Genomic DNA, 12,606 nt, shown 5'->3' on the forward strand with positions numbered 1-12,606 from the left:
CTTACGCTTCTTTAGACGGGAGTTCTTCGATGGTCAGGAAGTGGTTGGTGTAGATGCAGATATCACCGGCGATCCCCAACGACTTTTCCACAATTTCACGGGCGCTCAGTTCGGTATTTTCCAGCAGCGCGCGGGCGGCAGACTGAGCGTAGGGGCCGCCGGAGCCAATGGCGATCAGATCGTTTTCCGGCTGAACCACATCACCGTTACCGGTGATGATCAGCGAAGCATTTTCGTCTGCTACCGCCAGCAGGGCTTCCAGACGTCGCAGCATGCGGTCGGTACGCCAGTCTTTGGCCAGCTCGACTGCGGCTTTAACCAGATGCCCCTGGTGCATTTCCAGTTTGCGCTCGAAAAGTTCAAACAGCGTAAAGGCATCCGCGGTTCCGCCCGCGAAGCCTGCGATGACCTGATCGTTATACAGGCGGCGCACTTTCTTCACGTTGCCTTTCATTACGGTGTTGCCTAACGTGGCCTGACCATCGCCACCAATTACCACCTGGCCGTTGCGGCGCACACTTACTATTGTTGTCACGAGCAGACCCCTTTTTTAGAGCTGAATAGGGGACCCTGCACGCTGGCGTACAGGGTCGAATGAACTATAGATGGGGGGGATTTCAGGGGTTTCAACCCCTGACGGCGAGACGAATGCAGTTTGCGTGACCGGCCGACTTCAGGCGGCTGAGGGTGTTGTCCACGCTCTGTTTGCCTTTAATCGGGCCGATAACTACCCGGTTCCAGCCGTTATTAGTGGTTATGTGGGAAGCAAAGCCTTCAAACGCCAGCTGGGCACGGACACTTTCCGCCTGCTCGGCGCCGCGGAACGAGCCGCACTGTACCATCCACTGACGCGAATCACCGCTGGCTGCGGTTTGCTTAGGCGCCTGAGTTTCATTGGTCACCGGCGCGCTCTGCTGTTTAGGCGCCTGCGTTTGGGGGCGGGCCGGCTCCTGATAAGGCTGGGTCTGGCTTTGAACCGCGCGCTGCTGCTGTTGCTGGCGCTGCTGGGTGGCCTGCTGCTGACTCCGCATCTGCTGTTGCTGTTCCTGCAGATAGCGCTGCTGCTGCTGGCGCTGTAGCGTTTGCTGGCGCTGCGCCGGTGTCTGCTCGTCCCACGGTACTTCGTTAAGCTGAGTTGGCTGCTGGCGCATATCGGCCTGCATCTGCTCCAGCAACTGGCGTTGCTCATTGGTCAGCTGGTTTTTATTCAGAGGCTGGCCACCCGCCGAAGGCTCGGTGGGTTGGGTGATTTGCGGTTGGCGGCTCTCCAGCTCTTTGATATAGCGCCAGCGCTCTTCCGGCTTGGGCGGCAGACCGTTACCGGTGACTTTCTGACCCGGCATGGTCTCTGATTCTTCTTTCTTATGGTGAGTAATGAACCACAGCCCGCCGATAAAGGCCACCAGAACGGCAGCGGCAATCGCCACCATCATCGGGGAGACGGCGGGCATGCTGTTACGCTGTTTCTTACGGGAGTTCCCTTTTTTACGCCGCGCAGAAGAGGGTTGTCCGCGACGAACATAATCTCGTTGTGCCACTATCGTTTCGCTGTTTTCATTCGTGATTTAGTCCGCCATGTTACTTAAGGGATGGCTCTTTGACCAGTTTGTAAATCTGAAAGCCAGCATTGAAGGCTTAACGCGCCCGGGTGGATTCGCGTACCACCAGCTGACAGTCCAGCAACCGGGAGCCGTTATTAACGCTATGTCCTTGTAATTGCTCAAGTAACAGTAACATCGACTGTTGGCCGATCTCGAAGCGCGGCTGAGCCACGGTGGTTAGCGGCGGATCGCAATATTGGGTCAGGGCGATATCGTCAAACCCGATCAGGGAGATATCCTGAGGTACGCGCAGATGGCGGCGTTTAATCAGTGAAAGCGCGCCCAGCGCCATGATGTCGCTGTGGCAGAACACCGCTTCCGGCGGCTGAGGCAGATCCAGCAGTTGTCCCATCGCCCGCGCGCCGGCCTCGTAGCTGAAATCTCCACGGGTGATGTAGTGGGGATCCACGTTCAGGCCGTTGCGGCGCAGCGCCTGAATATAGCCCTGCAGGCGGTAGTGGCACTGAGGCATCTCTTCAGGCCCGGCGATGCAGGCGATACGACGGTGCCCCAGTTCGTGAAGATAGTTCACGGCATTAAAGGCGGAGGTCAGGTTGTCTATATGAACTGTGGGCAACTCCAGCTCGGCGGCGAATTCGTTCGCCATCACCATGGGCGGCAGATTACGTTGTTCTTCTTTGCCGGCATCGAACGGCAGGCGTGAACCCAGCAGCAACATACCGTCGATCTGGCGGGGAATGACTAAGTCGATCAGCGTTTTTTCCTGCTGATTCTGGTGAGCGCAGTCGCCTATCAAAACCAGGTAGCCGTGGCTGGCGGCGGTCACTTCAATGCCGCGAATAATTTCACTGAAGAAGGGATCGCAGATATCGGGGACGATAACCATAATGGTACGTGAGTCGCTGCGTCGGATGCTGCGCCCCAGTGTGTGGGGCAGGTAGCCCACCTCGATGGCGGCCTGTTCCACCCGGCTGCGGGTAGTCTGGGAGACCTTCTCCGGATTGGTCAGGGCCCTGGATACCGTCGCCGTGGAGACCTGTGCCTGACGGGCGACATCTTTCATGGTTGCACCTGCAACCTGCTTCCTGGTCTTCAACTTCTTCTACCTCACGCGCTTCCGCCGGGACAGCAACATCCGGTTAGCTGTCGGATTCCACATTCTTAACAGATTATCAGAGACAGCTGTTACAAAAATTTCATCCGAATTGTGACTGAAGTTAAATTCTTAGATCCGCCTCGCATTCCCTTACTAGCTCTCGATGGGGTCGACATCCAGCACCCATTTCACCCGTCGCGCTTCCGGAAGGGTATTCACCAGTTTCAGGCTGTCGCTGAGCAGTCGCTGCAGACGGGCGCGTGAGCCGTGCTGTAGTAGCAACTGCCAGCGGAAACGTCCGCCGCGTTTGGGTTGAAGCGCGGGGACCGGGCCTATCAGCCAGAGCTGCTGATCCGCCAGCGGGCTGCTTTGCAGAAGATTGCGAAACTGCTGAAGAAACACCGGCGCCTGCTGGTTATTGTGATCTTCGGCACGAATCAGGATATGGCTGCTCCAGGGAGGTAGCATCATAGTCTGGCGTTCCGCCAGCGCCTGGTCGGCAAAGGCGTCATAGCCCTGATGCAGTAGGGTCTGCAGCAGCGGATGATCGGGGTGATGGGTCTGCAGCACCACTTCTCCCTGCTTACCAGCGCGCCCGGCCCGGCCGGAAACCTGGGTATACAACTGGGCGAAACGCTCGGCAGCCCGGAAATCGGCGGAAAAGAGCGCGCCGTCAACGTCCAGTAACGACACCAGAGTCACATCCGGGAAGTGGTGCCCTTTGGCCAACATCTGGGTACCGATCAGGACACGGGCGCCGCCGCGGTACACATCTGCCAGTTGCTGTTCCAGGGCGCCCTTACGGCTGGTGGTATCTCGGTCAATACGTGAGATCGGTACCCCCGGAAATAGTGGTGCCAGCAACTGTTCAAGCTGCTCTGTCCCCAGACCGACCGGAACCATATGCGTGGAGCCGCACTGGGGGCACTGGGGCGGTAGCGGGCGCTGGCTATCGCAGTGGTGGCAGCGTAGATGGCGCTGGGCCTGATGCAGTGTGTAGTAGTGATCGCAGCGCGGGCATTCGGCAATCCAGCCGCAGTCGTGGCACAAAAGTGCAGGGGCGAAACCGCGTCGGTTCAGGAACAGAATCACCTGATTATCGGCCTGTAGATGCTGACGCATACGGGCGATAAGCTGGGGCGCCAGTCCCGCCTGGAGCGCCTGGCCTTTCAGATCCAGTACGTGCTGGGTTGCGGGGCGGGCATTACCGGCCCGGCGGGTCAGTTTAAGCTGGCGATATTTGCCGATCCGCACGTTGTGCAGCGTTTCCAGCGCCGGTGTCGCCGAACCCAGAATGATGGGGATATTTTCGGCATGAGCGCGAAATACCGCCAGATCCCGGGCATGGTAGCGCCAGCCTTCCTGCTGTTTATAAGAGCTGTCGTGCTCTTCGTCGATCACGATGACACCCAGATCTTTAAACGGCGTAAACAGCGCGGAGCGGGTACCGATTACGATAGCCGCCTCACCGCTGCGCGCCTTGAGCCAGGCGCTCAGCCGTTCGCTGTCGTTCAGGGCCGAGTGCAGCACTTCCACCGGCGCATTAAAACGTTCGCGAAAACGGGCGATAGTCTGGGGCGTTAGCCCGATCTCCGGTACCAGCACCAGAGCCTGGCGACCCTGAGCCAGTACGTTTTCCAGAACGCTCAGATAAACCTCTGTCTTGCCGGAGCCGGTAATCCCCGCCAGCAGCCAGGCGGCGAACTGCCCGGACTCTCCGTGGATTGCGCCCACCGCCGTCGCCTGTTCGGTATTCAGGCGCAGGCGATCGCCGCTGACCGTAAAGCCGGGGCGCCAGTCGGTGATTTCAGGCAGCTGGCTGTGAATATCGCACAGCCCTTTCTTACGCAGCGCCTGTAATGCCGTCTCGCTAATTTCCAGCTCTGGCACCTGGTGACGCCAGATATCACGCTGACGCAGCATCGCCAGTGCCTGCTGCTGCTTCGCTGCCCGCTTCAGGCTGTTAATATCAATGGACTGACCTTCTTCGCTGGCGCGCCAGTACCAGAGCGGCGCCGGATGATCCGGCTTACCCTGGCGCAACAGCACGGGCAGGGCATGAAAGAGCACCTCGCCCACCGGATGGTGGTAATAGTCTTTAGCCCAGAGCAGCAGGCGCCATAGCGGCGCCGGGAACAGCGGCTGACTGTCCAGCGCTTCGCTGACGCTCTTCAGCTCGTTATGGGGGAGTTCGCTGTGTTCGCTAACGGCCAGGACTATTCCCACCATCTGGCGTCTGCCGAACGGGACACTGGCGCGACACCCCGCAGCTATCGTCATGCCATCGGGAATGAGATAGTCAAAGGTGCGGGCCAGCGGTACCGGCAGAGCGATATGGGCAACGAGCATGCGAGCATCCAGGCTGAGGAAAATGACGGGATAGTGTACACTGTGTGCTGTTCATTGTGAGGATAAGAATTGCATTGCCTGATGCGATTCTGTATGATTCGCCGCCTTTGAAGCGTGAATTACGTCTTCGAAAGAACCTATTTTATTAACATCGCGTGGTGTCTGGCGTTGGGGCCGGAAGAGCGACGCGGCCTTAGACTGAGGTTTCCCATGAAAAAAGGTATTCACCCGAATTACGGCGAAATTACTGCAACCTGTTCTTGCGGTAACGTGATCAAAATTGGTTCCACCGCGGGCCACGATCTGAACCTGGACGTATGTGGCAAATGCCACCCGTTCTACACTGGTAAGCAGCGTGAAGTTGCGACCGGCGGCCGCGTAGATCGCTTCAACAAGCGTTTCAGCATTCCGGGCAGCAAATAAGTCCGGTTCGGAACGAAAAAAAGCCGCCTTTCTGGCGGCTTTTTTGTTGCTAGTATTCCCACGTATCCGGATCGATACCCAGTTCACGCATAATCTCTTTGGCCGCTTCCGGGATCTCATCACCGCGCTCTTTACGCAAGTCTTCATCATTCGGCAGGGGCTGGCCGGTAAATGCATGCAGGAACGCTTCGCACAGCAGTTCGCTGTTGGTGGCGTGACGCAGGTTATTCACCTGACGGCGCGTGCGTTCGTCAGTGAGGATTTTTAACACCTTCAGAGGAATGGATACCGTAATTTTCTTTACTTGCTCACTCTTCTTACCGTGCTCAGCGTAGGGGCTGATATATTCGCCGCTCCATTCAGCCATGGGATACCTTTTAATCCTCTCAAATCTGTGTAATCAACGCCGGAACCGTCGCCCGACCTTTTTTGCCTTTGTATAATATACCGTTCTTTCCGGCAGATTACTGTGGCTGTTCGCTAAAACCCATAATTTTAGCGGCAATTATGCTTTTGCTCAATCTATACGCAAAGAAGTTTAGATGTCCAGATGTATTGACGTCCATTGCCGCAGTGTTTACCCTGTGGCTGACTTTTATTCGCAAGCCAGGACCGACACTATGACGCGTAAACAGGCCACCATCGCAGTACGTAGCGGTTTGAATGACGACGAGCAGTACGGCTGCGTTGTCCCGCCTATTCATCTCTCCAGTACCTACAATTTTACCGGCTTCAATGAACCACGCGCCCATGACTATTCGCGACGCGGCAACCCGACGCGCGACGTGGTACAGCGAGCGCTGGCTGAGCTGGAAGGAGGGGCGGGCGCCGTGATGACCAATACCGGGATGTCGGCTATTCATCTGGTGACTACCGTCTTCCTGAAACCTGGGGATCTGCTGGTGGCGCCTCATGACTGCTACGGCGGCAGTTACCGCCTGTTTGATAGCCTGGCGAAACGTGGTTGCTACCGTGTTGAATTTGTCGATCAGGGCGATGAGGCGGCGCTACGCGCTGCACTGGCGCAGAAACCGAAACTGGTGCTGGTGGAAAGCCCCAGCAATCCGCTACTGAGAGTGGTAGACATTGAGAAGATTTGCCAGCTGGCGCGGGAAGCAGGCGCAGTCAGCGTGGTGGATAACACTTTTATGAGCCCCGCGCTGCAGAGCCCGCTGGCGCTGGGCGCCGATCTGGTGCTCCACTCTTGCACCAAATATCTGAATGGCCACTCCGATGTCGTGGCGGGAGCGGTCATCGCCCGGGAGCCGGAAACGGTCACCGAGCTGGCCTGGTGGGCGAATAATATTGGCGTTACCGGTAGCGCCTTCGACAGTTACCTGTTGCTGCGCGGTCTGCGGACGCTGGCGCCGCGTATGGAAGCCGCGCAACGCAATGCGCTGGCGATAGTTGAGTATCTGAAGACCCAGCCGCTGGTGAAAAAGCTGTATCATCCCTCGCTGCCGGAAAACCAGGGCTATGAGATTGCTGTCCGACAGCAGAAAGGGCCGGGCGCCATGCTCAGTTTTGAACTGGCTGGAGATGAAGCACAATTACGGCGCTTCCTGAGCGGCCTGTCGCTGTTTACGCTGGCGGAGTCGCTGGGCGGGGTGGAAAGCCTGATCTCTCACGCTGCCACTATGACCCATGCGGGCATGGCGCCGGAAGCACGCACTGCCGCCGGTATTTCGGATACGCTGCTGCGTATCTCAACGGGCATTGAAGATAGTGAAGATTTAATCGCCGATCTGGAAAATGGCTTCCGGATCGCCGCCGAGGGGTAACCATGAGTGTTTCAGTACCGGTAGGGACGGCAGAACGTCAATTGCATAAATTTGGCGGCAGTAGCCTGGCTGATTCGAAGTGTTATTTGCGCGTCGCCGGGATCATAACCGACTACTCCCGGCCCGGAGATATGATGGTGGTTTCCGCTGCGGGCAGTACCACCAACCAGTTGATAAATTGGCTAAAATTGAGCCAGAGCGATCGTCTTGCCGCGCATCAGGTACAGCAGTCGCTGCGCCGTTATCAGAGTGAATTAATCAGCGATCTGCTGCCGCCGGAACAGGCTGACGGCCTGACGGCCGAATTTATCCAGGATCTGGAACGGTTGGCGGCGCTACTGGACGATAAAGTCACCGACGCGGTCTATGCCGAAGTGGTGGGGCACGGGGAGATTTGGTCGGCACGACTGATGGCCGCGCTACTTAACCTTCAGGATATCGATGCGGTAGTGCTGGATGCCCGGGAATTTTTGCGCGCCGAGCGTGCCGCACAGCCTCAGGTCGACGAGGCGCTCTCTTATCCGCAGTTGCAGACGTTGCTGGCCCGGTACCCAGGTAAGCGCCTGGTGGTCACTGGCTTTATCTCGCGCAATGGCGCGGGGGAAACGGTGCTGTTGGGACGCAACGGCTCCGACTATTCCGCCACCCAGATCGGGGCGCTGGCCGGTGTTTCCCGGGTCACCATCTGGAGCGATGTGGCCGGGGTGTACAGCGCGGACCCTCGTAAGGTGAAGGATGCCTGTCTGCTGCCGCTGCTGCGGCTGGATGAAGCCAGCGAGCTGGCCCGTCTGGCGGCGCCGGTACTGCACGCTCGTACCCTTCAGCCAGTCTCCGCCAGCGATATCGATCTGCAATTACGCTGTAGCTACAACCCGGAGCAGGGCTCCACCCGCATTGAGCGGGTGCTGGCTTCCGGCACTGGCGCGCGTATTGTGACCAGCCATGATGACGTCTGCCTGATTGAATTGCGCATAGCGCCACAGCAGGATTTCCGTCAGGCCCGGCTTGATATCGATCAGTTACTTAAGCGCGCCCAGTTACGGCCGCTGGCGATGGGTATTCATCCCGATCGCAATCTGATTCAGCTCTGTTACACCCAGGAAGTGGTGAGCAGTGCGCTTGATCTGTTGGAAGAAGCGGGGCTGCCGGGCGAGTTGCGCCTGCGCGAGGGACTGGCGCTGGTGGCGATGGTGGGAGCTGGCGTGTGTCGTAACCCGCTGCACAGCCACCGTTTTTGGCAGCAGTTAAAAGATCAGCCGGTAGAGTTTATCTGGCAGTCTGAAGAGGGTATCAGCCTGGTGGCGGTGCTGCGGGTGGGGCCGACGGAAAGTTTGATCCAGGGCCTGCACCAGACGCTGTTCCGGGCTGAGAAACGCATCGGTTTGATTCTGTTCGGCAAAGGCAATATCGGTTCACGCTGGCTGGAGCTGTTCGCCCGCGAAAAGGAGACGCTTTCTGCCCGCACCGGGTTTGAGTTTGTGCTGGCAGGGGTAGTGGACAGTCGTCGCAGCCTGCTGAGTTACGATGGTCTGGATGCCAGCCGGGCGCTGGCCTTCTTTAATGATGAAGCGCAGGAGCAGGATGAAGAGTCGCTGTTCCTGTGGATGCGTTCTCATCCGTGGGACGATCTTGTAGTGCTGGATGTGACCGCCAGTGAGGGCCTGGCCGCGCAGTATCTGGATTTTGCCAGCTACGGTTTCCACGTTATTAGCGCAAACAAGGTGGCAGGCGCTTCCTGCAGCAACAGCTATCGCCAGGTGCGTGACGCCTTTGCTAAAACCGGTCGTCACTGGCTCTATAACGCCACGGTTGGTGCCGGGCTGCCGGTGAATCACACGGTGCGCGATCTGCGTGAGAGCGGCGACAGCATCCTCTCTATTAGCGGGATTTTCTCTGGTACGCTTTCCTGGCTGTTCCTGCAGTTTGACGGCTCGGTACCCTTTACCGATCTGGTGGACCAGGCCTGGCAGCAGGGGCTGACCGAGCCAGATCCGCGGGTTGACCTGTCGGGTAAGGACGTAATGCGCAAACTGGTGATACTGGCCCGCGAAGCCGGTTACGACATTGAACCCGATCAGGTGCGCGTGGAGTCGCTGGTGCCGGAAGGCTGTGAGTCGGGTTCGGTAGATCACTTCTTTGAAAACGGCGATGAGCTGAATGCCCAGATGGTGCAGCGACTGGAGGCGGCCCGTGAGATGGGGCTGGTGCTGCGCTATGTGGCACGTTTTGACGCCAACGGTAAGGCCAGGGTTGGGGTGGAAGCGGTGCGCCCGGAACATCCGCTGGCTGCGCTACTGCCCTGCGACAACGTCTTTGCTATTGAAAGCCGCTGGTATCGCGATAACCCGTTGGTGATTCGCGGCCCCGGCGCCGGACGCGACGTTACCGCAGGGGCGATTCAGTCCGATATCAACCGTCTGGCGCAGCTGCTGTAACGCATTCAGGACTGCCCTCAGTTACGGGCTAAGAGTTGAATCACGATAAGTCTGCACGTACATAATTTCCCTTATTTTTCAGGAATGAATAAAGGGACTGTATAAGTCCCTTTATAGTTATATGTTGTCCCATTTAGCCCAGAATGAATTGGCTTTCGTGAACCTGATCGAGTGTCAGGCCAACCAGCATGGCGGAGCTGTCGCCGCAGGTAAATAACAGACCATCTTCGCTTTCAGAAAGATAGTCAAGGTAGTTACCGTTAACCATCGTATGGCTGTTGCCCATAATCACCAGCTTATCATCGCTGCCAAAATCGTAAATGGTGTTATGACCGAATTTATCGCTGGCAAAAAGGATGATATCGCTGCCGCTATCCAGATAAAGGGTATCGTTGGCTGTGCCGCTGGCGAAAACGTCGTCGCCGGCTGAGCCGTGCATAATGGTATCCTGTCCATAGCTGAGTAACCAACTGGTATCATTGTTACCAAAACCACCACTTTCCGGGGCAAAAATCTCGCTGGCTTTGAACAGATCGCCATGAACCGCATTGGCGTAGCTAAAGGCGATATCGCCATCTGCCATCAGGCCATTATCGGTGATGGTATAAATATTTTGTTGATCGTTAATTGTCTCAACGCCCTGTAGCAGAGAGAGCGTTCCGTCACTGCTTTTAACAAATATCAAACCGTTAATTGCTTTTGCAACAGAAAATTCAGACAGAGCCTCGTTGATTTCGTAACAATCGTTACCTTCGCCACCAGAAATAATATTAAAGCCACCGCCATCACGCAGCGTATCATCACCGTCCGTACCGGTCAGATAGCAGATACCTTCGTCGCCAATGAGCAAATTGTCACCTTCAGTGCCGATATTGCTGGTCGGTGCTTGAGTTGACAGAGCGGCGTTCTTTTCACTGGTTTCCTGATAAATAGACATATAGCTGTTTCCTTCTTAGGTAATTAAATCAAAAATAAATATTTTGTTGATAAATAAACGACCTATAGCAAAGTACTGTTTCCTGCAATCAGTCACGCTTTTGATTTAACGGCTGGATTGTCGTTTAGCGAATTCCGTTTTCTATTACGCCAGTACAAACTGGTTTTCATGCACCTGATCGAGTGACAGGCCGACCAGTGAAATGCTGCTTTCGCCACAGCTGAACATCAGACCGTCAGAATCTTCAGACAGGTAATCGAGCCAGTTGCTGTTGGCGGTAGTTTCTTTGTTAGCCAGGATAACGATTTGATCGTCGCTGCCGAAACCGTAGATAGCGTTGTGACCAAAATTGTCGGAGGCGAAAAGGAAGGTATCGCTGCCGCCGTTGGCATACATCTGGTCGTTGCCGATGCCGCAGATAAAGACGTCATCTGTGGTGGAGCCGTGCATGATGGTGTCGCCGTTATAGCTGAACAGCCAGCTGGTGGTGTTAGTGTAGAAGCCGCCATCCTGCGGTGCGAAGATTTCGCTGGCCTGGCCGGTCATGCTGCCATGCACCGCATTGGCATAGCCGAGCGCCACGTTGCCATCGACTTCCAGACCGCGGCAGGTAATTTCATAGGTAATGGTCCTGGTCTGGAACCATTCCCAGTAGGTTTCCCTGATAGCTTCCACATCCTGTAACAGGGTAATACCACCGTCGGCACCTTTAATGAAGGTCATCCCGGTAACGCTCTGTGCTACAGAGGTTTTGCTTATTTCACTCTGTAAGTCGAACAGATCATAACCATCACCGCCGAAAATAATGTTCGAACTCCCTGCATCGCGGAAAGTGTCGTCACCAGTAAAGCCTTCCAGGTAATCAATACCTGCTCCGCCGCTAATCAGATCGGCTTTTTCGCTACCCAGAATAAAGGTTGGACCATGATGCGGATCGGCAAAGCGGTTAAGGTCTTCAACCCAGGTTTTTTCCCTCATTTCATCTGACATGCGGGAAACAATAACGGTTGAATCTCTGTCGGTAAAATTATAGGTCTGTGAACTAAGAACGGTTTTCAGTCCTTCGACATAGTCTGCTGCATTATGTCCGGCCCAGGTTCCCCACATCATGCCGGCAATGGAAAAAATGGTAAAATCACTGGCGGCATAAAAATCATTAAACATTACCAGATTGTTTACGCAGGTTTCCTGGGGGGTATCGTGCGCCAGTAGAGAATCAGGGAAGGTGATGTGGGTGCCATCCAATACGCGGTATACCGGGTCATTTTCACAACCAATGTTTAACACCTTGTCATCAAAAGTATTTTGTACTGGTGAAGAGATGGCGATATAGTCGGCGTTTTCATAAAAACTGTTCCAGGCACCGTTAGCTGAAGCCATTGCGGTACTGTTAACCGCCATACCGCCCAGACTCATACCGCTGAACAGCACATCTTCACCGCCAAGGCCGTTTTTAATGGCATAATTGGCAAGTGTGGAAAGTAATTCACCGAAGGCGTTCTCAACATAGGTATTGGCGAAACCATCAATGGTGGTAAGTAGATCGTGTATTGTATCCATTTGCGTATTTTCTGAGTTTGTCGGTGAGTCGATAACATCACCGGTCCCCCAATAGCAAACGCCAAGAGATATTAGGTTGCCTGCATCATCATATTTGCCAAATATATTTACCTGAGCAGACCAGTAAAAATCTTGTTCTCCGGAAAAAATATCATACCGGTCGCAGGAACCGCTATATCCAATGTCTTCAGCGCTCAGTATTTTCCATCCAGCGTCACTTGCCATTTTTTCAAATGAAGTTTCCAGAGTGAAGCCGGAAAGTTCGGTACTGTAGGCATTAATGATCAGCGCATCATTAATCACTGTTTTGTCTTGTTTCTCTTTATAATCAAAAATACTCATTGTTTTTCTCTGTAAATTTAAACCTGCTTGTCCCTAATGACAGTTTTTTACTAACGGTGTTTGTTTTGCCAAATAGAACCAGTAAAAATGATGCGTTAGTAATAAGTAGGTTCTCTAAAAA

The 12,606-nt window shown here is 55.3% G+C and carries 10 protein-coding genes; 3 read left to right on the forward strand and 7 right to left on the reverse strand.

Going from position 1 to position 12,606, the window contains the following annotated elements; translation table 11 throughout:
* Nucleotide 1: 1 nt before the first annotated feature.
* The 4 genes from hslV to priA form a co-directional block, all read right to left on the reverse strand.
* Entirely contained in the window at nt 2–535 is a 534-nt protein-coding gene (gene hslV, locus FEM41_RS06295) for an ATP-dependent protease subunit HslV (protein ID WP_138095179.1), read from the reverse strand.
* Between the two features lie 91 nt (nt 536–626).
* The gene (ftsN, locus tag FEM41_RS06300) at nt 627–1,538 is read right to left on the reverse strand and encodes a cell division protein FtsN (protein ID WP_138095180.1); all 912 of its coding nucleotides are present in this window, start codon (nt 1,536–1,538) and stop codon (nt 627–629) included.
* A 97-nt stretch (nt 1,539–1,635) separates the two neighbouring features.
* Nucleotides 1,636–2,658, reverse strand: a complete 1,023-nt coding sequence (cytR, locus tag FEM41_RS06305) for a DNA-binding transcriptional regulator CytR (RefSeq protein WP_138095181.1) — start codon at nt 2,656–2,658, stop codon at nt 1,636–1,638.
* A 153-nt stretch (nt 2,659–2,811) separates the two neighbouring features.
* Nucleotides 2,812–5,007, reverse strand: coding sequence for a primosomal protein N' (gene priA / locus FEM41_RS06310; RefSeq protein ID WP_138095182.1), 2,196 nt, complete (start codon nt 5,005–5,007; stop codon nt 2,812–2,814).
* Nucleotides 5,008–5,217: 210 nt separating this feature from the next.
* Here priA and rpmE point away from each other — a divergent pair, with 210 nt between their 5' ends.
* Complete coding sequence (gene rpmE / locus FEM41_RS06315; RefSeq protein WP_138095183.1) at nt 5,218–5,430, forward strand: 50S ribosomal protein L31; 213 nt, start codon at nt 5,218–5,220, stop codon at nt 5,428–5,430.
* A gap of 49 nt (nt 5,431–5,479) precedes the next feature.
* Here the strand turns inward: rpmE and metJ are convergent, their stop codons facing one another.
* Nucleotides 5,480–5,797: a met regulon transcriptional regulator MetJ gene (metJ, locus tag FEM41_RS06320; protein ID WP_138095184.1), complete on the reverse strand. Its 318-nt coding sequence runs from the start codon at nt 5,795–5,797 to the stop codon at nt 5,480–5,482.
* A 253-nt stretch (nt 5,798–6,050) separates the two neighbouring features.
* Here metJ and metB point away from each other — a divergent pair, with 253 nt between their 5' ends.
* Nucleotides 6,051–7,211 (forward strand): cystathionine gamma-synthase, encoded by a 1,161-nt coding sequence (gene metB / locus FEM41_RS06325; protein ID WP_138095185.1) that lies wholly within the window; start codon nt 6,051–6,053, stop codon nt 7,209–7,211.
* Between the two features lie 2 nt (nt 7,212–7,213).
* Nucleotides 7,214–9,646 (forward strand): bifunctional aspartate kinase/homoserine dehydrogenase II, encoded by a 2,433-nt coding sequence (locus FEM41_RS06330; protein ID WP_138095186.1) that lies wholly within the window; start codon nt 7,214–7,216, stop codon nt 9,644–9,646.
* Between the two features lie 133 nt (nt 9,647–9,779).
* On the opposite strand, the gene FEM41_RS06335 is transcribed toward FEM41_RS06330, so the two are convergent.
* A complete protein-coding gene (locus FEM41_RS06335) occupies nt 9,780–10,583 on the reverse strand; it encodes a hypothetical protein (RefSeq protein WP_138095187.1) in 804 nt (267 codons plus the stop codon).
* Between the two features lie 144 nt (nt 10,584–10,727).
* Nucleotides 10,728–12,485, reverse strand: a complete 1,758-nt coding sequence (locus FEM41_RS06340) for a polyurethane esterase (protein ID WP_138095188.1) — start codon at nt 12,483–12,485, stop codon at nt 10,728–10,730.
* Between the last annotated feature and the right edge of the window lie 121 nt (nt 12,486–12,606).

It is taken from the genome of Jejubacter calystegiae, from assembly GCF_005671395.1.
GTDB classification, from domain to species: Bacteria; Pseudomonadota; Gammaproteobacteria; order Enterobacterales; family Enterobacteriaceae; genus Jejubacter; species Jejubacter calystegiae.